23 protein-coding genes are annotated in these 23,994 nt (G+C 61.1%); 12 read left to right on the top strand and 11 right to left on the bottom strand.

The annotated features are described in order from the left end of the window. The 8 genes from VFE81_RS06285 to VFE81_RS28945 all read left to right on the top strand — a co-directional run. Positions 1–667: MFS transporter (locus VFE81_RS06285; RefSeq protein ID WP_325043766.1), on the top strand; the 667-nt coding region annotated here is incomplete at its 5' end. Next, the gene (locus tag VFE81_RS06280) at positions 664–2,199 is read left to right on the top strand and encodes an FGGY family carbohydrate kinase (RefSeq protein ID WP_325043765.1); all 1,536 of its coding nucleotides are present in this window, start codon (positions 664–666) and stop codon (positions 2,197–2,199) included. The genes VFE81_RS06285 and VFE81_RS06280, both read left to right, overlap by 4 nt. A 5-nt stretch (positions 2,200–2,204) precedes the next feature. Beyond that, positions 2,205–3,884 carry a glycerol-3-phosphate dehydrogenase/oxidase gene (locus VFE81_RS06275; RefSeq protein ID WP_325043764.1) on the top strand — a complete coding sequence of 560 codons (1,680 nt, stop codon included), beginning with the start codon at positions 2,205–2,207 and terminating at the stop codon, positions 3,882–3,884. Next, complete coding sequence (locus VFE81_RS06270; protein WP_325043763.1) at positions 3,881–5,434, top strand: FAD-binding oxidoreductase; 1,554 nt, start codon at positions 3,881–3,883, stop codon at positions 5,432–5,434. The genes VFE81_RS06275 and VFE81_RS06270 overlap by 4 nt, the downstream gene beginning before the upstream one ends. A gap of 4 nt (positions 5,435–5,438) precedes the next feature. Continuing rightward, a complete protein-coding gene (locus VFE81_RS06265; RefSeq protein ID WP_325043762.1) occupies positions 5,439–6,014 on the top strand; it encodes a glycerol-3-phosphate responsive antiterminator in 576 nt (191 codons plus the stop codon). 25 nt (positions 6,015–6,039) lie between these two features. Further along, the gene (locus tag VFE81_RS06260; protein WP_325043761.1) at positions 6,040–6,348 is read left to right on the top strand and encodes a putative quinol monooxygenase; all 309 of its coding nucleotides are present in this window, start codon (positions 6,040–6,042) and stop codon (positions 6,346–6,348) included. Then, the gene (locus VFE81_RS06255; RefSeq protein WP_325043768.1) at positions 6,348–7,508 is read left to right on the top strand and encodes an iron-containing alcohol dehydrogenase; all 1,161 of its coding nucleotides are present in this window, start codon (positions 6,348–6,350) and stop codon (positions 7,506–7,508) included. The genes VFE81_RS06260 and VFE81_RS06255 overlap by 1 nt, the downstream gene beginning before the upstream one ends. 102 nt (positions 7,509–7,610) lie before the next feature. Beyond that, positions 7,611–7,925, top strand: a complete 315-nt coding sequence (locus VFE81_RS28945) for a transposase (RefSeq protein ID WP_414695554.1) — start codon at positions 7,611–7,613, stop codon at positions 7,923–7,925. A gap of 95 nt (positions 7,926–8,020) precedes the next feature. On the opposite strand, the gene VFE81_RS06250 is transcribed toward VFE81_RS28945, so the two are convergent. The 8 genes from VFE81_RS06250 to VFE81_RS06215 form a co-directional block, all read right to left on the bottom strand. After that, complete coding sequence (locus tag VFE81_RS06250) at positions 8,021–8,440, bottom strand: histidine kinase (RefSeq protein WP_325043760.1); 420 nt, start codon at positions 8,438–8,440, stop codon at positions 8,021–8,023. A 74-nt stretch (positions 8,441–8,514) separates the two neighbouring features. Beyond that, positions 8,515–9,270, bottom strand: coding sequence for a hypothetical protein (locus tag VFE81_RS06245; RefSeq protein ID WP_325043767.1), 756 nt, complete (start codon positions 9,268–9,270; stop codon positions 8,515–8,517). A gap of 264 nt (positions 9,271–9,534) precedes the next feature. Beyond that, entirely contained in the window at positions 9,535–10,662 is a 1,128-nt protein-coding gene (locus VFE81_RS06240) for a porin (RefSeq protein WP_325043759.1), read from the bottom strand. A gap of 179 nt (positions 10,663–10,841) precedes the next feature. Then, positions 10,842–11,540 carry a response regulator gene (locus VFE81_RS06235; protein ID WP_325043758.1) on the bottom strand — a complete coding sequence of 233 codons (699 nt, stop codon included), beginning with the start codon at positions 11,538–11,540 and terminating at the stop codon, positions 10,842–10,844. Positions 11,541–11,565: 25 nt separating this feature from the next. Then, on the bottom strand, positions 11,566–12,948 hold the full coding sequence (locus tag VFE81_RS06230) for a sensor histidine kinase (protein WP_325043757.1): 1,383 nt from the start codon (positions 12,946–12,948) through the stop codon (positions 11,566–11,568). A gap of 64 nt (positions 12,949–13,012) precedes the next feature. Continuing rightward, positions 13,013–14,053 (bottom strand): ABC transporter substrate-binding protein, encoded by a 1,041-nt coding sequence (locus VFE81_RS06225; RefSeq protein ID WP_325043756.1) that lies wholly within the window; start codon positions 14,051–14,053, stop codon positions 13,013–13,015. 166 nt (positions 14,054–14,219) lie between these two features. Beyond that, complete coding sequence (locus VFE81_RS06220) at positions 14,220–15,614, bottom strand: sensor histidine kinase (RefSeq protein ID WP_325043755.1); 1,395 nt, start codon at positions 15,612–15,614, stop codon at positions 14,220–14,222. After that, positions 15,604–16,281 carry a response regulator gene (locus VFE81_RS06215; RefSeq protein WP_325043754.1) on the bottom strand — a complete coding sequence of 226 codons (678 nt, stop codon included), beginning with the start codon at positions 16,279–16,281 and terminating at the stop codon, positions 15,604–15,606. Before VFE81_RS06215 ends, VFE81_RS06220 begins: the two co-directional genes overlap by 11 nt. Before the next feature lie 271 nt (positions 16,282–16,552). Between VFE81_RS06215 and VFE81_RS06210 the strand changes: the two genes are divergently transcribed. The 4 genes from VFE81_RS06210 (at position 16,553) to VFE81_RS06195 (ending at position 21,160) form a co-directional block, all read left to right on the top strand. Then, positions 16,553–17,572 (top strand): ABC transporter substrate-binding protein, encoded by a 1,020-nt coding sequence (locus VFE81_RS06210; RefSeq protein WP_325043753.1) that lies wholly within the window; start codon positions 16,553–16,555, stop codon positions 17,570–17,572. Between the two features lie 53 nt (positions 17,573–17,625). Further along, positions 17,626–18,420, top strand: coding sequence for an ABC transporter ATP-binding protein (locus VFE81_RS06205; RefSeq protein WP_325043752.1), 795 nt, complete (start codon positions 17,626–17,628; stop codon positions 18,418–18,420). A gap of 16 nt (positions 18,421–18,436) precedes the next feature. Then, complete coding sequence (locus tag VFE81_RS06200; RefSeq protein ID WP_325043751.1) at positions 18,437–19,300, top strand: ABC transporter permease; 864 nt, start codon at positions 18,437–18,439, stop codon at positions 19,298–19,300. 294 nt (positions 19,301–19,594) lie between these two features. Then, positions 19,595–21,160, top strand: a complete 1,566-nt coding sequence (locus tag VFE81_RS06195; RefSeq protein WP_325043750.1) for an alkaline phosphatase family protein — start codon at positions 19,595–19,597, stop codon at positions 21,158–21,160. 171 nt (positions 21,161–21,331) lie between these two features. On the opposite strand, the gene VFE81_RS06190 is transcribed toward VFE81_RS06195, so the two are convergent. The 3 genes from VFE81_RS06190 to VFE81_RS06180 all read right to left on the bottom strand — a co-directional run. Further along, a complete protein-coding gene (locus VFE81_RS06190) occupies positions 21,332–21,580 on the bottom strand; it encodes a hypothetical protein (protein ID WP_325043749.1) in 249 nt (82 codons plus the stop codon). 116 nt (positions 21,581–21,696) lie between these two features. Continuing rightward, entirely contained in the window at positions 21,697–22,848 is a 1,152-nt protein-coding gene (locus tag VFE81_RS06185; RefSeq protein WP_325043748.1) for an acyltransferase, read from the bottom strand. 173 nt (positions 22,849–23,021) lie between these two features. Next, on the bottom strand, positions 23,022–23,994 hold a 973-nt coding region (locus VFE81_RS06180), incomplete at its 5' end, for a phytoene/squalene synthase family protein (protein WP_325043747.1).

Raw genomic sequence — 23,994 nt, 5'->3', positions numbered from 1 at the left:
TCTGCCACGCACCCTACTCGCCGCCACCGTTCAGGTCGGCCAATCCATTCAGTACTTCGCGATCGGCTGGTATCTGCCGTTGATCAGCGCCGCGTTGTTCGGCAAGGACTTCATCTACGCAACGCTCGGCGCGCTGTTGTTCAACGTGTTTGGCATCGTCGGCGGCTTCATGTCGCCGGTCATCGGCAAAAGATTCGGCTTGCGGCGTGCGTCCGCATTCGGCTTCGCCGCAGTCTTCGTGATGCTGGTGGTGCTCGGCCTGTTCGGCTCGAAGATGCCGCTGTGGCTCGCGGTCATCGTGCCGTCGCTGTTCATTCTGTTCCACTCTTCGGGTCCCGGCGCGAACGGCAAGAGTCTTTCTTCGCTGTCGTTTCGCAGTGAGATTCGCGCTGGCGCCAACGGCGTGATCGGCGCGCTGGGTTCGATCGGCGCCGCGCTGGGTCTGCTGGTATTCCCGCTATTCCGCGAGCACTACGGGCTCGACAGGACTTTCCTGATTCTGGCGATCGTGCCTCTGGTGGCGAGCGTGATCTGCTTCGTCATCAAGTGGGACCCGACGCGCACCTCCATCACCCCAGACAACGAACCCGATGCGCCGCAATTCAAAAGCGATGCAGAGGAAGCACCCGTCTTCATGAACCCGGCAATCGAGAAATCCCAGCGATGACCCGTAATCAAAACGTTATTCTTGCGATCGACGAGGGAACGTCCGGCACGCGCGCGGCAGTCGTCGGCGCTGACGGACAGGTCTCCTGTCTGGAGTACCTGCCGCTCAGTGTCGACAGTCCGCGGCCGGGCGTCGTCGAGCAGGACGCGAACACCATTCTTGAGAAAACCATCGCCGTGTGCCGCGCGACGCTGACACGCGCGACCAGCGAGAGGTTGAACGTGGTCGCGCTGGCCATCGCGACACAACGCGCCACCGCCGTGCTGTGGGACACCCACACCGGCCGGGCGCTAGTGCCCGCGATGGTCTGGCAGGACACGCGCCACGCAAGCGAACTGGACCGGCTGGCCGCAAAGTGGGACAGCACGCTGATAGAACGCGTGGGACGCCCTGCCGGCGTGCGCTCGCCTTACCTGTGGGCAGCCCATCACCTGCAAACGACGCCCTCTGTAATGCTCGCACATCGCGAGCGCCGCCTCGCGTTCGGCACCATCGACACGTGGCTGCTATGGCATCTGTCCAACGAGCGCATTTGCGTGACGACGCCGACCAACGCGACCTCGGCGAGTGCGTATCTACTTGCCGACCACCGCTATTTCCTCGACTGGATCGACGCCCTTGGTTTCCCGCAGGCACTCCTGCCAGAACTTCGTCAGGATGCCGATGAATTCGGTCGAACTCGCCCCGAGGTGCTAGGCATCGACGTACCGATTCTCTCCTGTGCGGGCGATCAGCTCGCAGGCGCGGTGGGCCTCGGCTGCCTCGATCGCGGCCAGTCGATGTGCGTGCACGGCACCGGTAGCTTCGTCGATCTGCTGGTGGGCACGCAGGTTCCGCCCACTACGGAAACCTCGCACGAAGGCACGCTGACGATGACCGCACGCCGTCAGCACAATGTCTCGCACTACTCGCTAGAAACCTTCGTCGCGACCACTGGATCGGCGCTGAACTGGATCTGCGAGAAATTGCACTGGTTCGACAATCCCGCGCAGATCAGCGCCCTCGCCGCGACGGTGAACTCGGCGCGCGGCGTGACTTTCCTACCCGCCTTGACCGGGTTGCGCGTGCCGCAATTGCAGCCAAACGCACGCGCTTCTCTCTGCGGTATTTCCATCGCCAGCACGCAAGCCGAAATCGCCTACGCGATTCTTGAAGGCATCGCCCACTCGGTCGCGCTGTGCATCGACGCGAATCAGGCGATCGCAGACGTCGAAGCCACCGAACTGGTGGTCGGCGGCGGCCTGTCGGGCAGCGACACGCTGCTGCAAATTCAAGCCGATCTAAGCGGCATGCCAGTGCGTCGCATGCATGAAAGCAATCGAGCAAGCCTGCGCGGCGCCGCGTTTCTCGCGGGGTCGTCGGGCTTGCTGTGGGATTCGCTGCAGCACGCGCGCACCACCACCGTCACTGAAGCGGTGTTCGAACCATCGGCGGAATCCGGGGCGTGCGCGCAGCGGCGCGCCTCGTGGCATGCAAGGGTCGAGGCGGAACTCGCCCACGCAAGCGCATTCGATAACAGTCGGGGGGACTGATACACATGTTGTTTATTCCATCGAGAAAGGCTTCGAAAGAACGCTCTGAGATGACGGGCACCGAACCCTTGCGCATGGTGCGCGACGAGCAACTCGACCGGCTCGGCAGCGAAACGTTCGACATCGTGATCGTGGGCGGCGGCGTAACCGGCGCATACGCGGCACTCGACGCGAGCTTGCGTGGCTATCGTGTGGCGCTGCTGGAAAAGAGCGATTTCGCCTCGGGCACATCGTCGAAGTCGTCGAAGATGGTGCACGGCGGCCTGCGCTATATCGAGCAAGGCAATCTTGGGCTGGTGCGTCACTCGTTGCTCGAACGGCAACGTTTGCGCAGAAACGCACGGCACCTGGTGCAACGTTTGCCGTTCCTGTTTCCCATCATGGAGAAGGATGGCGTGTTCGACAAGCGCCTCGCCAAAGCCTTCGAGAGTTTGCTGTGGACCTATGACATTGCCGGCGGCTGGCGCGAAGGCATCCTGCATCAGAAGTTGAGCAAGGCGGAAGTGCTGTCGCACTGCCCCACCTTCAACGAAGAGAATCTCACCGGCGGCTTCATGTATTTCGATGCGCGCGTCGACGATGCACGCCTCACGTTGAATCTCGCGCGCACGGCGGCGTTTCATGGCGCGGCCGTCGTCAATCACGCGAAGGTCGTCGAGATCACGCGCGACGGCCACGGCAGTGTCGACGGTGTGATCGTGCATGCGGACGAGCGCGAGATTCGCGTGCGCGGCGGCGTGGTGGTCATGGCCACCGGCGTCTGGTTGCGCGACTGGAACGGCCGCAAGAAAGACGATCCGGCTGCCTTGCAAATCCGTCCCGCAAAAGGCGTCCACGTCGCAATTCCCTGGCTGAAGATTCGCAACGACTGCACTGTGACGATTCCCGTGCCGGGCCGCAGTCGTCGCGCGACGATCACGCGCTGGGGCAACGTGTCTTATCTCGGCACCACCGACGAGGACTATCGCGGCGATCTCGACGACGTCTGTTGCACGCGCCAGGAACTCGACTTCCTGATCGAAGGCGCGCGCTCCGCCTTGAAAACCGATCTTCAAGCGGAAGACGTGGTGGGCAGCATCGCCGGTTGCCGGCCGCTGGTCGGGCCGCCCGGCGGAAAGACGCTGGAAATGAAGCGCAATCATGAGATTCATACCGCGCCGGATGGGCTCGTCACGATCGTTGGCGGAAAGCTCACGACCTCGCGGCACATGGCCGAACAGACCATCGACGCCGCGCAGAAGGTGATCGGCAAACGCGCGAAATGCCGTACGAAGTCGGCGTATCTGCTCGGTGCGGCGGGCTACGACTCGCAAGCGATCGTCGCGTCGGGTGGCTTGTCCGCTCAATTAGGAGAACGCTACGGCACGGAAGCGCGTTTCGTCACCGACATTCTCGAAAGCGATGCGGGCTTGCTGAAGCCGATCGTCGAAGGCCTGCCGTACACCGAAGCGGAAGTGCTCTACGCCGTCAGACACGAACTCGCGAGCAACGTGGATGACGTGCTGTCGCGCCGCATCCGCGCACGCCTGATGGCACGAGATGCATCGGCACGCGCCGCCGCGCGCGTGGGCGAAATTTTACAGACGGAGCTCGGCTTGTCCGAGGCGGTCGTCGCAAAGCAGGTGAGCGACTACGTCGCCGCCGTCGAACACGAAAAATCTGTTCTTATGGGAGAAACCGAATGATCAGCAAAGAAGCAATCAAGCGTGGCTATAACCGCGGCAACTATATCGTCGGCGCGCATACTCCGCCGGCTTACGCCGCCACGATCAAGGACACGACCGGTGAGGCCGGTCTGCAACGCGATCCGGTCAAGGTTAGCGCACAACATGTCGACGCGCTGCGCGCCGTAGCCGACGAAGTCCTGACGCTCGCGCCCGATGTCGTCGCATGGACGCGCGACTGGTGGGCCGCCTCGATGGTGACGGAAACCGCCGGCAAGCCGGCCACGCCGCACGCCGTGATCGTGCGCGTTTCGAAGGTCGAACAGATTCAAGCGGTCATGCGCATCGCCAACGCAACGTCGATTCCGGTGACCGTATCCGCGGGACGCAGCAACGTGACCGGCGCGGCGCTGCCCGTGCGCGGCGGCATCGTGCTGGATGTGTGCGAGCTGAATCGCCTGGTGGGCTTTGATAAAGAAAGCCAGATCGTCGAAGTTGAAGCCGGCATGTTCGGCGACATCTTTGAAGAGACTATTCAGCGTGACTACGGCATGACGATGGGCCACTGGCCCTCTTCGTATGCGATCAGCACGGTCGGCGGATGGGTGGCATGCCGTGGCGCGGGTCAACTCTCGACGCGCTACGGCAAGATCGAAGACATGGTGTTCGGCATGGACGTGGTGCTCGCCGACGGCAGCCTGATCAGTGTGGGCGGCTATTCGCGCGCCGCCGTCGGCCCCGATCTGCAGCAGCTTTTCATCGGTTCGGAAGGCACGCTCGGCGTGATCGTGCGTGTGCGTCTGAAGCTGCATCGCCTGCCGGATTATGGTCGTGCGATCGCGTATGGCTTCAAGACCTTTGCGGTCGGCCTGGAAGCTTGCCGCCAGATCATGCAACAAGGCGCGAATCCGGCGGCCTTGCGTCTCTACGATGAACTCGAAAGCGGCGTGCAATTCGGGCTGCCGGAATCAAACGTACTGCTGATCGCCGACGAAGGTCCGCGCGAAATGGTCGAGGCCGTGCTGACGATTAGCGAGCGCGTGTGCAAGGAACTCGGCGAACAGCTGGACGACAAGGTCATCTTCGAGAAGTGGCTCGACACGCGTTACCTCACCGGCAAGAGCGCGGAGGGCTTCAAACGCAGCCCAGGCTTTGTCGCCGATACGCTGGAAATGGTCGGCCCGTGGAAAGACCTGGCCGGCATCTACACCGACGTGGTGGCCGCAATCAACGCAGTGCCCGGCACGCTGGCCGGTTCCGCGCACCAGTCGCATGCGTATGTGGACGGCGCGTGCCTGTATTTCTCGTTGCGCGGCGAAGTCGAGATCGAGCATCGCGCGAAGTGGTATCGCGCGGCATGGGATGCCGCCAACGCCGTGCTCATCAAATACAATGCAGCGTTGAGCCACCATCACGGCGTCGGCCTGTTGCGCGCGCCGTATATGAGCGAATCGCTCGGTAGCGCATTCCCGGTTCTACAGGCAGTCAAGCGCACGCTCGACCCCAAGAACATTCTCAATCCCGGCAAGCTTGGCCTGACTGACCAGCAAGCCCAAGACGCGAAGCAGTAATCACATGGATAAGTCACTTGGGGCGCGCCTCACGCGCCACCCGGTCATTGCGACGCTGTACGGCGTCGAGCAGATCGACATCTTTCTGCAAAGCGCCGCTGAAATCTCGATCGTCGCGAATGTCGAATTGCGCAAACTGCACCCGGTGGTCGCGGCGCTGACAAAAGCCGGCAAATATGTCATCGTCAATATCGACAGCTGCGATGGGCTTTCGCAGGACAAAGGCGGCGTGGAGTATCTGGCTGACATTGGCGTCACCAGCCTCGTCTCGACCCGGGTGGCCACTATCCAGCGCGGCAATCGGGCCGGTCTCGTCACGATGCAGAAAGTGTTCGTGACGGACCGCTCGACCTGGCCGCGCAGCATGAAGGCACTGGAGCAAAGCGATCCGAATCTGGTACAACTGATGCCTGCGCCAATGCTCTCGCATCTGGCCGCGCAAGACCGCAAGGCTTTGCCGCCGATCGTCACCTCGGGCTTCGTCTGCAACACGGGCGACGTGTTCGACGCGTTGAAGAACGGCGCCGTCGCGGTATCCACCAGCGACAGCGAATTGTGGAATCTGGATCCTGAACGTTGAAGGTCCCATCTTGTTGGAGTAGCCGATGGCTAACGCTTACCTGCAGGTGATCGCACATTATTTCGCCAAACCCGGCAACGGCGATGCGATCGTGAAGCCCCTCACGGAACTCGCTGCGGCGACCCGCGCTGAACCCAAGAATCTCTACTACGAATTCTTCCGCTCGCCGCTCGACGCTGACCACTTCGTGATTCTGGAGAAGTACAGCGACGCCGATGGCCTCACCGCGCATCGCGATACGCAGCACTTCCAAAGCCTCGGCTTCGGCACGATCATTCCGCTGCTTGACCGGCGCGAAGTCACGAGCCACATGGTGTCTGGAGACGCTCAATGATGAACACATTCCGGTTTCAAACCGTGCCGACCATGGTCGTCGAGTTCGGCGCGGCGCGCCGTCTCGGCGCTTTGTTGCGCGCGCAATTTCCGTCGCTCACCCGCCTGTGTGTCGTGACGGATGGCTTTCTTCACAGGAGTGGGCTACTGAATCCCGCGCTCGCCGATCTCGCGGCGCACGGCTGGACTGCCACCGTCATCGACGACGTGATCGCCGATCCGCCCGAGCACATCGTGCTCGAAGCGACGTCGTGGGCGCGCGAGGCCGGCGCCGAGATCGTGCTGGGGCTCGGCGGCGGTTCGTCGATGGACGTGGCGAAGCTGATCGCCGTGCTCGCTCCGCAACAGGAGCAGGCCCTCAGCGAGATGTACGGTGTGAACAAGGTCACGGTGTCGCGCTTGCCGCTCGTGCAGATGCCCACCACCGCGGGCACCGGCTCCGAAGTCACAGCCGTGTCGATCGTGACGGTGGGCGACGCGAAGAAGATGGGCGTGGTCGCGCCGCAACTGGTCGCCGATCTGGCGATTCTCGACGCGGAACTCACGCTCGGGCTGCCTACTGCCGCAACGGCGGCAACCGGCGTCGACGCGATGGTTCATGCGATCGAGGCGTACACGTCCGCGCATTTGAAGAACCCGGTCTCCGACATGCTGGCGGTGAAGGCGCTCGAACTTCTATCGCGCAATCTGTTGCCCGCGTGCGAGAACGGCCAGAATCGCGCGGCGCGCGAGGCGATGCTGCTCGGCGCGGCGTTCGCCGGCCAGGCGTTCGCCAATTCGCCGGTGGCCGCGGTACATGCGCTCGCCTATCCGATCGGCGGCATTTATCACGTCCCACACGGTCTTTCGAATGCGCTCGTGCTGCCGCACGTGTTGCGGTTCAACGCGGAGGTCGCGGCGCATCTGTACGCGGAGCTCGCGGAGGTGGTCGTGCCGGGCATCGCGGGGAGTGCCGAAAGCAAGACGCTGGCGTTGATCGAGCGGCTCGAACAGATGATTGCCACGACCGCCATTCCGGCCCGGTTGCGCGATGTCGGCATCGAACATAGCGGGCTCGAACGGATGGCGAGCGACGCGATGTTACAAACACGGCTTCTGGTGAATAACCCCCGGCCTGTTACCGAGGCCGACGCGTTGGCGATCTATACCGCTGCGTTTTAAACAGCGTGAGGCGCAAGTGAGTGCGGCGGTCGCGGCGGTGAGAGGAACGGCATCTGATGAACGATCCCGAATATCGCGCTTACGCGGAATGGATTGCGAGGAATGGCGCATTTCCCACACAGTCATTCAAGGCGGCCGATGCTTCAGATTCCTCTCACCGATTCCGATTGGGCTGGTGTCCAGAGTCTCTTTCCCGTGGTCTCATCAGGCCGCGGGCGGCCCCGTCGCAGCGATCGCGAGATCCTCAACGCGATACTCTGGGTGATGCAAACGAAAGAAAAATGGCACAGGCTGCCGGCAACTTTTCCGCAGCAACGGACTTGCTATCTTCGGTATATGGCGTGGAAAAGAACGGGCGTTCTAGACCAGGTGAATGAACGCCTGCCGCTGTGCAATTCCGAGCTTTCAATTTGCTGACTCAACAGCGATCATTGCTTCGCATCCCATTTCGATTCAGAAGCGGCCCACTCTCTGTCGGATCGCTTCTGTAATCGCTCGCGCCTGAAGGCGTGTCAGACCTTGCCGTTCATCCGGTCCATCACCGCCAGTAGATCGGCCAGCGACTGCTTGCATTCCGCTGCGTTCGGCGTGCTGGCGCGCAACGCGCTCAGCGAGCGGTCGATCGCTTTGTCGACGGTGTGCCAGTCCGCTGCTGCGCGAGGCTTCAAACAAGGCTCTGCGTCGTCCCATGCGAGTTCCAGATCTTTGATGCGCGCCTTACCGCCCGCGAGGTCGCCTTTGCCGACCAATGCCGCGGTATCGGCGGCGATCTTGCGGAACGACGACAGGTCGCCGAGCTTTGACGCCTTGACAGGCTCCGCCGCCTCGGCCGATGGAAACCCTATCCTACCCGCCTCACGATGCCCGAAGCTGATAGCAGAGATAGCGATGAAAGAAGCGATGACAGCTTTGCTGACGGTGCGTTGAGTCATGATGGTTTTCTTCCGTTTGATCCGATATTCGATTGAAAAAGGACTGCGTGTACGACTGCTCGAACGAGACGCGCTCAAGGTTCACGTGCCGCGGTAGCACGCAGAGATCGCTGCTCAACCGCGCTCGCGAAGATGACCAGCGCGACGATTGCACTGAGGAACAGCACGCTCGTGTTGACCGTGCCGAGACCGATACCGCCGTATGCGCGCGACTGCGAAAGCAGATCGCCAAACGAGGCGCCCAACGGCCGCGTCAGAATGTAGGCAAGCCAGAAAGTCAGCACCGGATTCACACCGGCGTAATAGACAGCGCTGACCACTGCGATCAGTGCGCCGAATGCCACGACACCGATCATGAAGCCGAGCCCCAGCGCTTCTGTCGCGAGATCGCCGGCCGCGGTGCCCAGTGCGAATGTGAACAACACAGCCGCCCAGTAGAAAAGCTCCCGTCGCGTCGTGTAGATGGTGTGAATCGACAGCGTGCGCTCGCTGCGATACCAGAGGGCAAACACCACCGCCAGCGCGAGGGCGAACACGACCGTGCTGACATAAAGGCTGATGCCGAGCTTGTCGGTCAGTGCATCGGTAATCTGCGTGCCGACGACACTGACCAGCACCACCGTCAGCCAGTAAATCCACGGCACGTACTTGCGCATGCGAAGCTGCACGGCCAATGCCGCAATCAGCAAGGTAAGCATCATCCCGCCGGTGAGCGCAGTGCCGAGCCCCACGTGGACGGTCAGATAGTCCGCACCGGTTTCGCCGACCGTGGTCGCCATGATCTTGATCGCCCAGAAGACAAGGGTTGCCTCGGGCACTTTGTTGCGCATCTCGGCAACACGATAAGTCGAGGTCTCTAGCAAGCTGGCTCTCCCATTAATAGGCATTTAATTCGACGTTGCGAGCAGGCGTGCTCGCGCTCGCGCTAACTCAATGGGCCGAATATGCAACGGGAAACCTTATGAAAACCTTACGGAAGATGCCGATAGAAAAAACGCCGCGTGCATACTCGATGCACGCGGCGTTATGATCGCAAGCCTTCAGCAGCGCCTCGACTTAACCGCGCGCCACCTCTCCAGCCTTCAGATCGATACTTAGAAACGCGTGCGAATACCCGTCGTCAACTCCAACTGGTTCTTCGCGCCGAACGTCGTCGCCACGACATAGCCGTGGTGCAGCTTCATGTAGTCGCCGGCCACATAAAGCTCGGTGCGCTTGGACAGGTGATAGAACATCGAGGCGTACAAGGTTTCCTTGTAGCCGCTGCCGGTGCCCGTATCCGGATCGAAACTCAGGTTGGCATTGGCAATGCTGCCGTTGGTGTCGAATGCGGCGTTCGTCGTGTGCATCTGCTGATAGCCGAGTTCGTAGTCGAGCGGGCCTTTCGGCGCCAGCTTGAACGACACGGTCCACGCATTGTCACGGCGTTGGCCCAACGCACCCTGATCGCCGGTGTAGTGGAAATAGCCGGCATTCACGCGGAAGATGCTGTACGTGTAATTGCCGCCCACCGAGTAGGCCTTATTGGTGAAGCCGTTATTGTTGACGTGGTTGTAGAACGAGGACAGGTTGAACGGACCGCCGTTATAGCCGAGCGCGGCGGTATACGTGGCGTTGTTGCCGAAGCTCGTCTTGTTGCCGAACGCATAACCCGCCGACGCGAAAATGCCGTTATTCCACAGCTTCTTCCAGATGAGGCCGTTTTCGTAACGGGTGCCGGTTGCGCTGCCCGCGTAAAAAATCAGCTGCTTGAAGTTGTTGGTATTGGTCCAGCCGCCTTCTTCGGTGGTCAACTGCGCGCTGGTGTACGGGTCGCCATAGATCGCAGCCGCGTCGCGCGCGACCGTATTCTGGAAACCGGCGGTGAACTTACCAAAGGTGCCGCTCTCCACGCCCACCCATGCATCGCGGTCGAATATCTGGCCCGGGTCTTCCATGGCGCCGTCGCTCACGCGGTACTCGGCTTCCAACTTGAAAATCGCCTTCAGGCCGCCACCCAGGTCTTCCGCCCCCTTCATACCGAAACGGCTGCCGCTGAACCACGGCTCGCCGTTGATGCCCATTGAAACCACGTGCTTGCCATCAGCATTCGCGTTGGTCTGATAAGACACCGCGCTCAGATCCATCAAGCCATAAAGCTGTACGTTCGATTGCGCGTGAGCGCTTCCCATCGCCAATGCGCCCGTGCTCGCCACCAGCAACAAGCTGCTTTTTTTTACCATCGTCCCCTCCGATCCTGCTGCGTTGAAATGATCTGATATCCACTTGAGTAGCAGAACAAAGGATAGTCAGACCAACCCTTCACGCCTCTTTCGCGGAGGTGCAGGAAACGTCGGTGAAAACACTGAACGCAACAGTATTGACAATGGTCGAACGAGTCATTCAAAACTGCGTCATGGCGTTACAACGCCTCGGCAAACGCTTCGCGCGACACTTCTTCGCGCAGGATATAGCCGAGCCCCCGCAAGGTCATGATCTTCGCGCTGGAGCATGCGAGATGCTTGCGCAGGCGGTGAATGTAGATGTCGATGGCATCGGCGCTGGGTTCATCGTCGAGCGTAAAGACCTTGTCCATTAGCGTGGACTTCGAGACCGTCTTACCCTGCTTCAGCATCAACGTTTCGAGGATCGCGTGTTCGCGCCGCCGTAACGGCAGCGGTTCGTTTTGTAGTACGAATTCGCGGGAATCGAATAGATAACGCAGGTCGCCGCAGTCGATCGATTGTCCTTTATCGCCCGCCGCCTGGCGGCGGATCAGCGCCTTGATACGCGCCACCAGTTCGCGTGCGTCGAAGGGTTTGACGACGTAATCGTCCGCGCCTGCCGAAAAGCAGGCCACTTTGTCGTCGGTCGAGCCGTTAGCGGTGAGCATCAGCACGGGCACGTTGTCGCGTTTGCGGCGCAGACGCGCCAGAACATCTTTGCCGCCAATGCCCGGCAGCCGCAGATCGAGCAGCACCGCGTCGTAGCACTGCAAGCCGAGCAGCGTCTCCGCGCGCTCGCCGTCCTGCGCCCAGTCAATCACGAAATTCTCGACCTGCATCAGGTTCATCACCCAACGCGCGAGGTCAGCGTCGTCTTCAACCAGCAGCAGTTTCATCGGTTTCCCCTGAATTGGCAGCGCATTAAACCGCTGCCGACCATAGTCGCATCTCGACAGTGACGACCAGACCGACACCGCCCTCCCCCGGCTCGAGCTTAACCGTGCCGCCTTGCCGATAAGCGATCTCGCGCACGATCGGCAAACCGAGGCCGGTCCCGTCGGCGTGACTCGACGCGCGATAGAAACGCTCGAACACGCGCGCCCTCGCCTCGGCTTTGATACCCGGCCCATTGTCGATCACACGCACAATCGCCCTATCATTGTCGCGCCGCGTGTGCACGGTGACGCAGCCGCCGGGTTGTGTATAGCGCAGCGCGTTGTCGACGAGATTGGTCACGAGCGCCGCAGTCAATGCCTCGTCTCCGGTCACGTACAGACCGTCTTCCAGTTCCGCGCCCAGATCGATTTCACGCGACTGCGCGAATGCGATCAACTCCTCCAGCACACTCGCGATCAGCGCGCTCAGATCGACCCGTTCACGCGCATGGGATAGCGCTGCGGACTCGGCCTGCGCGAGCAGCAACAGCTTGTTGGTCAAAGTGGTCAGCTTGCGGCTGCTTTTATGCATGCCGGCCAGCGCTTCGGTGAGCGGCACGTCCCGATTCTCACGTTGCCGCGCGAACTGGATCTGCGCAACCAGCAGCGCAAGCGGTGTGCGCAACTGATGCGCGGCATCGGAGATGAATTGCCGCTGGGTCGCCGCCTGCTGGCCCATGCGCGCGATGCACTGGTTGATCGCTTCGACGATCGGCCGCAATTCGACATGCAGGCGCGCCACGCGTATCGGTTCGAGTTGCGACGGGTTGCGATCGGCGACATCGTCTTTCACCTTCATCAACGGCCGCAATTCGAAGGTCAGCCCGAGATAGACGAACACCATGGCGAGCACCAGCGTAAGCACCTCGCCGAACAGTTGCGGACGCAACAGGCGCCACACCATGGCATCGCGCGAGCCTTCCGTTTTCGCGACTACCACGACGACTTCTTCGGTGCGGCCCGAGTCGTATAGCTGCCGCACATAAGCGACCGCACGCACGGCGCGGCCGTCGTCGAGATGGGTGGCGTAAAGCATGGGGACATCGCCCGCACCGCGCGGCACCGGCAACTCGAGATTGCCGGCCAGCAGGCGGTGGCCGCTCGCTTCGACGCGATAGTACACATTGTCCTGTTCCGGCGACTCGAACAGTTCGAGTGCGGCCGGCGGAATCTGGATCGACACGTTGCCGTTATCCCAATCGATGTCCTCGCCAATGATGCGCATCGACGATAGCAACGCGTTGTCCTGAACCAGGTCGGCCGTGGTCTGCGCGTTGCGATACGAAATCATGCCGGAAATGGAAACGAACGCTGCCAGCGGCAGCAAAAGCCACCACAGCAAGCGTCCGCGCAAACTGCCTGAAAACACGATTCGTTGTTCCTCTTTTCCGGAAAGCGAGCGCACCTCGCCTCAAGATGCGCTCACATTCATCTTACGGCTTCACCTCGTTGACAAACTGATTGGTGAAAGTACGCGACAGATCGATATGCCGGTCCTTCACCGAAGGATTGAAGCCCGCGAGCACCTTCAGCACCGTTTCCGGACCGTCGGCGGGCATCTTGCCGTCGGCCGTGTACATGGGCAACGAAGCCTTCAATGCGCTGACATAGAGTGCCTTATCGCTGCCGAGATAGTCTTTCGGCATTTGCGCGGCGATTTCTTCGGCGCTGTGCGTATGCATGTATTGCAGCGTCTTCACGAAGGCGCGCGCGAGTTTGGCTGCTTCCTGCGGGTGCGTGTCGAGCCACGCGCTTTGCACGTACAGGCTCGAAGCCGGGTAGGTGCCGCCGAGCGCGGCGCGCGTGCCTTCCAGCGTGCGCATGTCGACCAGCACCTTGGCGTCGCCGGTCTTCAGCAACTGCGAAACGGTCGGCTCGGTGGTCATGCCCGCGTCGATGCGGCTCTGCTTGATGGCGGCGATAAAGCTGTTGTCCGCACCGACCGGCAGCACGGTGTATTGCGAGCTCGGCACACCCTTGAGATTCGCCAGATACTGCGTCAGAAAATTGGTCGACGAGCCGAGCCCGGTCACACCGAGCGTTTTGCCCTTCACGTCAGCCATGCTTTTGATCGTATCGGCCTGCTTTGTCGCCACCATCTCCACTTCGCCGGGCACCTGGCCGAATACCACGATCGCCTTCACTTCCTTGCCCTTGGCCTGCAGGTCGATCGAATGATCGTAGAAGCCCACCACCGCCTGCACGCTGCCCGCGAGCAGTTCGTTCTCCGCATCGACACCCGCCGGTTGCGACAGCAGTTCGACGTCGAGGCCTTCGGACTTGAAGTAGCCGAGCTGTTCGGTCAGCCGCGCCGGCAGATAAATGAGCTTGGTAATCCCGCCCACCATGATGACGACTTTCTCTGGCGCTGCGGCTTGCGCAGGCGCCGTCGATTGGACGATCAGAAAAAGTGAAAGCGAAGCCGCGACAGCGGCACGGACGGCGCGTGAAAGGCGCGTCAAAGCAGGGTTCATTGCAGTTGTCTCCGTTATATTCTGCGTGCGCGGTCGGCGTTTGATGGATCGCCTGCCAAAAATTCTAGGGGCGCAAATCCTTCCCGAAGCTTTCGCCACGCGTTTCTTGTACCGATCGAGGGTTTGTCCCGACTACCTTTGAAGCCACTGATTTAAAACGGTTGATTTAACCGGCCTGAGATCCTTCCGCGGCCGCACGTGGAAACAAGACTGTCATGTGCACACCTTTGCCGGCCTCGCCCGGCTTGAGCGTGATCTCTCCGTGATGCGCGTCCGCGATTTCGCGCACGATGGCGAGGCCCAGCCCCGTTCCCTCCGTGTCTGCCGACGCCCGGAAAAACGGTTCGAACACGCGGCTGCGCGACTCGGCCGGAATGCCAGGGCCGTCGTCCAACACCGACACGGCGACCCGATCGACGTCCGCGCTAACGGCGACCGTAACGTGGCCGCCACTGCCGGTATAGCGGATCGCGTTCTCGGCGAGGTTGGAGATCAACGCCTGAAGCAGGCCGCGATGCCCTGCCACCGGCGCGGAACCGTTCAGCTCCGCGCCGAGATCGATGTCGCGGGCCTGCGCGAGCAGCGCCAGATCTTCCACCACCTCCATGGCCAGGGGCACCAGATCCACCGTTTCCACCGTCAGTTGCGTGTTGTCGGCGGCCTCGGCCTGCGCGAGCAACAGCAGCTTGTTAGTGAGTCCGACCATTGAACGGTTGCTGCGGTGCATCGCGGCAAGCGCTTCGTCGAGCGCGGGATTCAGGCCGTCCTGCTGGCGCGCGAACTGCAATTGCGTGCCGAGCAGCGTGAGCGGCGTGCGCAACTGGTGCGCGGCGTCGGCGATGAAGCGCCGTTGTGCGGCCACCTGCACGCCGAGGCGCGCGATACATTGATTGATCGCTTCGACGATAGGCCGCAACTCGGTATGCAGACGCTCGACGCGAATCGGCTCGAGTTGCATGGGGTCGCGGTCGGCGACTTCTTCCTTCACTTTCATCAGCGGCCGCAATTCGAAAGTGAGTCCGATGCAGACCAGCGCGACCGCCAGCACGATCATCTCGATCTGCCGCACGAGTTGCGGCTGCCACAGTTGCTGCGCCATCGCGTCGCGCGAGCGCACCGTCTTGCCCACAGTCACCCGTACGCGGCGCGTCGCGCCGTTGTCGTACATCAGGCGCACGAGGCCAACCGCGCGCACCGGCTGGCCCTGGAGTTCGGTGTCGTAGTGATCGGCCGTGTCGGACGAGGGCAGCGCGCGCTGCGGAAAATCCGGCGTGCCCGCCAGCAGGCGGCCATCGTCGACCCGCACGCTGTAGAACACCTGATCGCGATATGGCGACACAAACACTTCAAGCGCGGCAGGCGGCACGTCCACGCGCAGAAAACCGTCCACCCATTCCACTTCACCGGCGATCATCCGTGCCGACGAGATAAGTTGATTGTCCTGCACCAGATCCGCCGTGCGCCGCGCGTTGTCGTACTCAGCCTTACCCGTGACGAACACGTACAACGCGAGTGGCACCAGCAGCCACCACAGCAGGCGCATGCGCAGGCTATTGGTCATCTTCTTTCTTGCGCAGCAGGTAACCCAGCCCGCGCAACGTGACGATCGCGGCCGAACTGCCGTCGAGCTTCTTGCGCAGCCGCGAAATGTAGATTTCGACCGCGTCCTCGCTCGGTTCGTCCGAGAGCGTGAAAATCGCGTCGACCAGCGCGGGCTTCGTCACCGTCTTGCCCAGACGCAGGATCAGCGTTTCGAGCACCGAGCGCTCGCGCGGCGTGACGTTCAGCGGCGCGCCCTTCAGCATGAACTGGCGCGTGTCGATGTCGAACGCGAGATCGCCGCACAACACCTCGCTCGATTTCGACGGCGACTGACGCCGGATCGCGACCTTGATCCGCGCAATCAGCTCGCGCACTTCAAAAGGCTTGACCAGGTAGTCGTCCGCACCGGCGCCGAGCAATTCCACTTTTTCGTCGATCGAACCGCTCGCCGTGAGGATCAGCACCGGTGTGGCGTCACCGCGCTGGCGCAGACGGCGCAGCACGTTCTTGCCCGACAGCTTTGGCAGATTCAGGTCGAGCAGGATCACGTCGTAGTGATTGGTGCGCAGCAAGCGGTCGGCGGCGTCGCCGTCCTGCACGGCGTCGAGCGCGAATGCCTCCTGCTCCAGCATCTTCGCGAGCCAGTGCGCCAGCGTGGGGTTGTCTTCGATGAGCAGCAGCTTCATGGCGGGGCCGGCGAAATGAACGGCAAAAGTCAGGACGCCGATTGTGCCGTAAAACAAGGACTTTGCGCGCATTCGGAGCGGTTTGTGCAACACGTCGGGGCGTTTGCCGCGGGGTTGCGCCCACGTTGTGCCAAAGTTTCGGGTTAACACCCATGATTTGTACACAGCCCCGAAAGCTGCCAGAAGGTTTCCGATTTCTATAATCGCCGTCATTCACCCAAAAAGCGCCGCATCCGCACATAGCGGCGACCAAACCTAAGGAGACTGCTTCATGCGTACCTTGCGCCAGATTGCCGCCGTGTCAGGTGTTGCGTTCACCCTTGCCGCCGCTTCGGCCGCGGCTCATGCCGAAAAGCTGACCATCATGGTCGGCGGCGCCACCAAGATCATCTATCTGCCGGCCAAGCTCACGGAGCAACTCGGCTACTTCAAGGACGAAGGCCTCGACGTCGAAATCCTTTCTCAACCGGCCGGCGTGGATGCGGAAAACGAACTGCTCGCGGGCGCGGTGCAAGGCGTGGTGGGTTTCTACGATCACACCATCGATCTGCAGAGCAAAGGCAAGGAAGTCCAGGCGCTGGTGATTTTCGGCCAGGTGCCAGGTGAAGTGGAAATGGTCTCCACCAAGGCTGCCGATACGCTCAAGAGCATGGCCGACGTGAAGGGCAAAACGCTCGGCGTCACCGGCCTCGGCTCATCGACCAGCTTCCTCACGCAATACCTCGCACAACGCGCGGGCGTGTCGTCCACGCAATACACGTTGTTGCCGGTCGGTGCGGACAACAGCTTTATCGCCGCCATCAAGCAGAGCCGTATCGACGCGGGCATGACCACCGAGCCGACCGTTTCGCAGTTGCTGAAGACCGGCGACGCCAAGGTGCTGGTCGATATGCGCACGCTGGAAGGCACGCGCGCCGCGCTCGGAGGCACCTACCCGGCTTCGAGCTTCTACGTGCAGCGCGCATGGGCCGAGTCACACAAGGAAGACGCCACGAAACTCGCGCACGCGTTCGCGAAGACGCTGAACTTCATCGCGACGCATAGCGCGGAAGAGATCGCCGCGAAGATGCCGAAGGACTACTACGGCAACAACAAGGACCTGTATGTCGGCGCGCTGAAGGCGTCGCTGCCGATGTTCACGAAGGACGGCAAGATGCCCGCCGACGGCCCGGACACCGTCCTGAAGGTCCTGTCGGCGTTCAATCCTTCGGTGAAGGGTAAGCATATCGATCTCGCCAAGACCTACTCCAACGACTACGTGTCGGCAACGGTCAAGACCGCGGCGAAGTAACGCCGTCGAAATAGCGCCCTATCAACATCAAGAGAACTGCGAGGCACCAGCCGATGAATCAACCCATGTCACGCGATACGCCCGCCATCGAGCTGCGCAACGTATCGTGCCGCTTCATCTCTCCGGACGGCAAAGCGACAATCGCGTTGCGCGACTTCAGCATGTCGGTGGCGCGCGGCGAGTTCGTCGCCGTTGTCGGGCCGACGGGTTGCGGAAAATCGACCACGCTCAGCATGATCACCGGCTTGCTGAAGCCTACCACCGGCGAAGTGCGCGTGATGGGCGCGCCGGTGGACGGCATCGATCCGCGTATCGGCTTCGTGTTTCAGGCCGACGCCGTGTTTCCGTGGCGTTCGGTGCTCGACAACGTGGCGGCCGGCCCGCTGTATCGCGGCCGCTCGAAATCCGCCGCATACGACGAAGCCAACGAATGGCTGCGCCGCGTGGGCCTCGACAAGTTCGGCAAGCACTATCCGCATCAACTGTCCGGCGGCATGAGAAAGCGCGTGGCGCTCGCGCAAACCTTCATCAACAAGCCGGAAATCCTGCTGATGGACGAGCCCTTCTCGGCGCTCGACATGCAGACGCGCACGCTGATGCAGGACGAACTGCTGCAACTGTGGGGCGGCGCCGGTTCGGTGGTGTTCGTCACGCACGATCTGGAAGAAGCGATTGCGCTCGCCGACCGTGTGTTCGTGCTGACCGCACGTCCGGCGACGCTGAAGAAAGTGTACGAAATCGATCTGCCGCGTCCGCGCGTCACGTCCGAGGTTCGCTACGACCCACGCTTTATCGAAATCTCGCGCGACATCTGGCACGACCTGCGCGAAGAAGTGCAGATCGGTTAATCAAGGAATGGCAAACATGTCTACTACCCCTCAACAGACGATGCCTTCGGGTATCGATCCCGCGACGCTCGCGCAGGTCGAACGTGTCGCGCAAAAACGCATCCGGCAACGTCATGCGCTGGTGATCTCGCTGCGCATTATCGTGCTGGTGGTTGTGCTCGGCGGGTGGGAATTGTCCGCGCGTCTGAAGTGGATCGATCCGTTCTTCTTCTCGATGCCGAGTGCGATCTTCGATCAGATCGTCGACTGGTTCGTGAACGGGACATCGCAAGGCCCGCTGCTCACCCAGGTTTGGGTCACGCTGGAAGAAACCGGTCTTGGCTTCATCATCGGCTCAGTGGCGGGCGTGGTCTGCGGCATCGTGCTCGGCCGCAACAAGCTGCTGTCCGACGTATTCAGCCTGTACATCAAGATCGCCAATTCGATTCCGCGCGTGGTGCTCGGCTCGATCTTCGTGATTTCGCTCGGTCTTGGCATGGCTTCGAAGGTGGCGCTGGCGGTGGTCATGGTGTTCTTTGTCGTGTTCGCCAATGCGTTCCAGGGCGTGCGTGAGGCGGACCGCTACATGATCGCGAACGCGCAGATTCTGGGTGCGTCGCGCCGTCAGGTGACGACCTCAGTGGTGATTCCGTCGGCGTTGAGCTGGATTCTTGCCAGCTTGCACGTAAGCTTCGGCTTTGCGCTGGTCGGTGCGGTGGTGGGCGAATTCCTCGGCTCGAAGCAAGGTATCGGCCTGCTGATCTCCACCGCGCAAGGCGCGTTTAATGCAAGCGGCGTGTTCGCGGCGATGATCGTGTTGGCGGTGGTCGCACTGGCTGCGGACTATCTGCTGACGGCGATCGAACAGCGGTTGTTGAAATGGCGGCCGGCGGCGGTTTGAGTTAACCAACCGTCAGTCGTATAGGAAAAAAGGGCGCCAGTTGAAGTGGCGCCCTTTTTTCATTTTGCGTCACCCTCATTCAGCATAGCGGCTTAATGCTTGAATTCCCCAGCAGCAGGACCGTCTTCTTCCCGACAGATCGAGGCGACCAATCTGCCCGCATCCATTGGTCAAAACACAACACGCTTTCGCAACGGCGCGTTTTGCGCTACGTTTGCAGCGCTGGCATTACCTGATGAGCTGACACGGCAGTACGCACCACAATCCATCCAATCCCCTGCTGGAGCGATGAATATGAGGGACGTCCACGACGGCGAAACGGCAGCAAGCGAGGCAAACGCGTCGAATGCGGAGAATGCGCCGAAGGACCAGATCGAACATGTCGTCCTGCTGCTCATGGAAAATCATTCCTTCGATCAGATGCTCGGCTGTCTGGACAAGGTGCATGCCGGGTTGGATGGCATACGCAACGCCGCGTCCAAGTCCAACGACGACGGCAAAGGCCATGCATTCTTCCCGCAGGCGACGCAAGAGCGGCAAATGCAACACGACCCGGATCACGGACACGAGGCCGTGCTGACCCAGATCGCGGGAGACAACGGCGGCTTCGTTCGATCGTTCGCAAACGATTACCCGAAAAGCAGCATCGCCGCGCGGCAGGACATCATGGGCTATTACCCGCTCGATTTTCTTCCGGCGTTACACACGCTGGGCACGCAATTCACGGTGTGCGACAAATGGTTTTCGTCGTTGCCCGGCCCAACCTGGCCGAACCGTTATTTCGCGCTGACGGGTACGTCGATGGGTGAGGTGGGGATGCCAGAGGGGCTCGCTGCCCTGAACCCAAAGTGGTACACCGAGCAGTATCAGGATACGCTTTTCGACCGTCTGAATGACAAAGCGAAAACGTGGAAGATTTACTTCTACGACTTTCCCGCGTCACTGCTGCTGAAAAACCAGCGTCGCGCGGAAAATCTCGCCAATTACCACCTGTTCGACACGTTCTTCGCCGATGCCGCCGGCCCCGCGAACGAGTTTCCGCAGTTCGTCCTCATCGAACCGAAATACTTCGGCGAAGCACAGAACGACGATCATCCGCCGCACAACATCATGAAGGCGGAAAAACTGATCGCCGATACTTACAATGCGCTGCGTTCCAATCAGACATTGTGGGAGCACACATTATTAGTGATCCTGTACGACGAACATGGTGGTTTCTTCGACCATGTTCCGCCGCCATCGAACGCAGTGGCGCCCGACGAGCACACGGACAGTTTCGACTTCACGCAACTCGGCGTGCGCGTCCCCGCCATTCTCGTCTCCCCATGGTGCGACGCGGGCGTGTGCCATACGCAATTCGATCACTGCAGCCTGCTGAAATACCTCTGCGACAAGTGGGAGCTTGCGCCGCTCGGCAATCGCACGCAGGCTGCGGCAAGCGTCGGACCGGCGATCCGCTCCACCGGCATTGCCCGGTCCGATACGCCACCTTTTATCCGCGTGACCAATCAATCGCTGATTGCGGAGCACGTGGAGCTGGAAAAGAAGTCGTCGAACGGCAATCAGCACGGACTCCATCATTTCGCGGACTACTTGCACGCGGAGTTGGATAAATTGGCCGCGGATTTCGTGGAGTCCGCATCACACATCGCCCGTAACGAGACTGGGTGGGTTCGGCTAAAAAGCGCACTCGGCTCCGCGATGATGCGTTTCGGACAGTGGCTCAGCAAAGACTTCTATCAAGTCCGGGATGATCGTGAGGTGCGCACCAGCCAGGCCTTTACCCGGCTCTCACAGTCCACGAAGGTCCCTGCGGATACGGATCGACCGCTACGCGCGCAAAACAGCCGCGCGCTCTGATCCAAACGAACTGGCCCGCGATCGAGTATCCCCGATCGCGGGCCAGTTCAGTATTCGATACCTCCGTCATCGGGCTCCCGATGACTTCGCCTGGACCTTCGCGGTCTGGGCGCTTTTTCTTTATATCGTGCTACGTCTGGATGGAGCCTCAGCGATGCCAGGCTGCTCGCGTCATTCGCGGGCGATCAGATCGCCTACCTGGCCACGCCCCGTGACGAGACAGCTCGACAGGAAGTTTTCACCCTGACTGCTGGCGCCGGCGTCACCGAAGCCCTTTTTCAACGCACCCGATTTGACCAGCTCCGCGCCTTGGTGGCACGTTATTGTCCCCGTTTCTCCCGCCTGTGCGCGCATTAGCGCCCTATCCGCCATCAGATAGCCAAGCAACAACACCACAGCAATATTGAACGCTTGCCTCATGGATCGTCTCCTCTTTTGAAGAGACTAACGCGAACCATCGATGCAGGATGCTAGGGGTTTCCCGATTGGTGGCTATTCAATGATGCAGATTAAGTTAAGTGGCGCTGCCACATTAATCAGCTATGCGGCGTGGCTGGATCTGGCTTGGGTCGTAGAAAGCGGAACTGCCGGATGCCACGTTGCACGCGTTTCGTATTCTGCTCGAACAGCAGATACACCGCGAACGCGTATACATAGCAGATAACCAGCATGGCCACGAACACCAGCGCGCCCCGGCCGTCGAACTCGATGCGCTGCCCGAACACGACCGCTGCCACGAAAAGAATGAATGAGAAGTGCGTCAGATACAGCGAATAGGAAAATCCGGAAAAGAGCACCGCGATACGCGATAGCGACGCAGGACGCAGGCGAACGTTTTCCCAAAGTATGCAGCGCAGGAATACGAAACACGGTACACCGACGATCCAGTCGTTACTCAACAAGAACATGCGCGACACCACTAGCGCTGCGATAAAAACGGCCCCACTGGCAAGCGTGAACCATGGCAAACCTGCCCGCGTGCCACGCGCCGGGAAGCGCTTTTCAAGCAACACCAGCACAACGCCAAGCATCCACAATCCGAACCCGCTCAGAAGCGACGGAAACGCGATCATCGTGCTCAGCGCGAGCACGCCCGCAGCGATTGCACCTAATCCGCGACGCTGGCGCAGCAGTGCATAACAGGCGGGAAACCACATGTAGTACCAGAACTCATTGGCGAGGCTCCATAGCGGTCCATTGGATCCATATGTGCCGCATGTGAGCGTCTGCAGAAACGCGAGATTGCACAGCAGCGTCGCCTGGCCGAGATGTGAAGCGACATTGATCTGCTGATCGAATGTGCCCTCGGTTCCAAGATAAAAAGGCCCACCCACCAGCGCGATACCCATGCGGTCCCAGAACAGCGTCAGCAGCAAGGCCGGGATCAGCACGATCCATAGCCGCGACATGCGCTCGGTCAGATAGCGCTGCCAGTTCCAAGTCCCCGTTTCGACCTGCCGCAACACCGAGCCGCCGACGAAATAGCCGCTCAGCAGGAAGAAAACGATCACCGCGGTGTGGCCGTAGTTGCTGATGAAATAGAACGCCTTGCCCGCAAGTCCGATACCAGAGCTCGCGCGGTAGTCGACGAACATGAGATTGCGCAGATGACTGATGCACACGGCACCTGCCGCCAGCGCACGGATCAGGTCCAACGTGTCGCAATGTTGTTTGCCGGTGGGTGCCATGAGCGTCTGGAATCGGACAAGGGGGGTTGTCCGTCAAACTACGGCCCATGGCGCTTTTATTCAGTACGCTTGCCCACATTGCATGGGCACCACACGTTATGCGTCGCGATACTGCGGGACGATCTGATTCGCGCGCAACGTAGCGCGCTGATTCATATAGCGAAGCAGCCGCTTCAGAGCCGCGCTTCAATCTGCTTGATCCGCTTTTCAACCGCCGCTCGCACGAGGCCATTCGAAGGCACCAGCAATAGCGACGAGGCGATGATCTGATACACCTGATTGCGCCGGACCTTGGAGACCTTCGCAGGGTCGAGCCAGGCATCGTTATCCACCAGCAACAGCAGCGTCTCCAGGCCGATCAGAATTGGCCACAAACACGCGAGGCGCAAACGCACCGAAAATGCGGGAATGGCCAGCGTGTAGTCCAGGGACTCGCGGAAATGATCCAGTGCCTTGCGTACGAGTTCGACCATCAGAGGCCGGGCGCGAACGGAATTCGCCGGCAGCAGGAGCGCTTGCGCACTCAGGCCGTATTGATCGAGCATCGTCTGAGGAAGATAACAACGGCCGATCCGCAGATCCTTGCCGCAATCGCGCAGCACGTTGGTCATCTGCAGCGCTTTGCCGAAACGCACGCCGCGGCGCGCCATTGTCTCGGGCCGCTCTTTCAGCGTGCCCGGCATATGCGCGTAGGTCATGGTGGTCCAGAATTCGCCGACGCAGCCCGCCACCAGGTAGGTATAGCGGTCGAGTTCTTCGTACTCGCGCAGCGCGGCGATCTCGCCGGAACGTTCGTCGGGGAACGTGCGAAGGTCGAATTCCATCCCTTCAGTCAGGGTCGACACGATCCCGCGTACGGCTGTGCGGTCGGACTCGCTCAGTTGCGACAGCACCTCGAGTGCGGGACCGAGCGATTCCAGCAGGACTTTTTCATCCGACTGGACCTGTTGGCCCGCCACTTCGGCGGCCATGCGCTGGAACAGCGCGCCGTCGTTGGCGCCGCCGTTAACCTGGTCGCGCAGCGACAGCAGCAACGCAAGGCGTTGCTCGGGCGAGATCAGCGAGGTGTCCGCAATCGTATCGGCCGCGCGCGCAAGCAGGTACGCAAGGCCGATCGGATCGCGCATACCGACGGGCAACACGCGC

The sequence above is a fragment of the Paraburkholderia sp. genome, assembly GCF_035656215.1.
GTDB lineage: Bacteria > Pseudomonadota > Gammaproteobacteria > Burkholderiales > Burkholderiaceae > Paraburkholderia.
The sequence above is the reverse complement of the archived record's forward strand: the minus strand, read 5'-3'. Positions and strand labels throughout refer to the sequence as shown.

Bases quoted from the DNA above. Each gene is read 5' to 3' on its own strand.
- VFE81_RS06265 (WP_325043762.1), top strand. From the start codon at position 5,439: ATGGATAAGTCACTTGGGGCGCGCCTCACGCGCCACCCGGTCATTGCG.
- VFE81_RS06225 (WP_325043756.1), bottom strand. From the start codon at position 14,053: ATGAACCCTGCTTTGACGCGCCTTTCACGCGCCGTCCGTGCCGCTGTC.
- VFE81_RS06245 (WP_325043767.1), bottom strand. From the start codon at position 9,270: ATGCGCAACAAAGTGCCCGAGGCAACCCTTGTCTTCTGGGCGATCAAG.
- VFE81_RS06190 (WP_325043749.1), bottom strand. From the start codon at position 21,580: ATGAGGCAAGCGTTCAATATTGCTGTGGTGTTGTTGCTTGGCTATCTG.
- VFE81_RS06235 (WP_325043758.1), bottom strand. From the start codon at position 11,540: ATGAAACTGCTGCTGGTTGAAGACGACGCTGACCTCGCGCGTTGGGTG.
- VFE81_RS06200 (WP_325043751.1), top strand. From the start codon at position 18,437: ATGTCTACTACCCCTCAACAGACGATGCCTTCGGGTATCGATCCCGCG.
- VFE81_RS06250 (WP_325043760.1), bottom strand. From the start codon at position 8,440: ATGACTCAACGCACCGTCAGCAAAGCTGTCATCGCTTCTTTCATCGCT.
- VFE81_RS06185 (WP_325043748.1), bottom strand. From the start codon at position 22,848: ATGGCACCCACCGGCAAACAACATTGCGACACGTTGGACCTGATCCGT.
- VFE81_RS06240 (WP_325043759.1), bottom strand. From the start codon at position 10,662: ATGGTAAAAAAAAGCAGCTTGTTGCTGGTGGCGAGCACGGGCGCATTG.
- VFE81_RS06215 (WP_325043754.1), bottom strand. From the start codon at position 16,281: ATGAAGCTGCTGCTCATCGAAGACAACCCCACGCTGGCGCACTGGCTC.
- VFE81_RS06210 (WP_325043753.1), top strand. From the start codon at position 16,553: ATGCGTACCTTGCGCCAGATTGCCGCCGTGTCAGGTGTTGCGTTCACC.
- VFE81_RS06270 (WP_325043763.1), top strand. From the start codon at position 3,881: ATGATCAGCAAAGAAGCAATCAAGCGTGGCTATAACCGCGGCAACTAT.
- VFE81_RS06260 (WP_325043761.1), top strand. From the start codon at position 6,040: ATGGCTAACGCTTACCTGCAGGTGATCGCACATTATTTCGCCAAACCC.
- VFE81_RS06275 (WP_325043764.1), top strand. From the start codon at position 2,205: ATGTTGTTTATTCCATCGAGAAAGGCTTCGAAAGAACGCTCTGAGATG.
- VFE81_RS06195 (WP_325043750.1), top strand. From the start codon at position 19,595: ATGAGGGACGTCCACGACGGCGAAACGGCAGCAAGCGAGGCAAACGCG.
- VFE81_RS06280 (WP_325043765.1), top strand. From the start codon at position 664: ATGACCCGTAATCAAAACGTTATTCTTGCGATCGACGAGGGAACGTCC.
- VFE81_RS06205 (WP_325043752.1), top strand. From the start codon at position 17,626: ATGAATCAACCCATGTCACGCGATACGCCCGCCATCGAGCTGCGCAAC.
- VFE81_RS06220 (WP_325043755.1), bottom strand. From the start codon at position 15,614: ATGACCAATAGCCTGCGCATGCGCCTGCTGTGGTGGCTGCTGGTGCCA.
- VFE81_RS06255 (WP_325043768.1), top strand. From the start codon at position 6,348: ATGAACACATTCCGGTTTCAAACCGTGCCGACCATGGTCGTCGAGTTC.
- VFE81_RS28945 (WP_414695554.1), top strand. From the start codon at position 7,611: ATGGCGCATTTCCCACACAGTCATTCAAGGCGGCCGATGCTTCAGATT.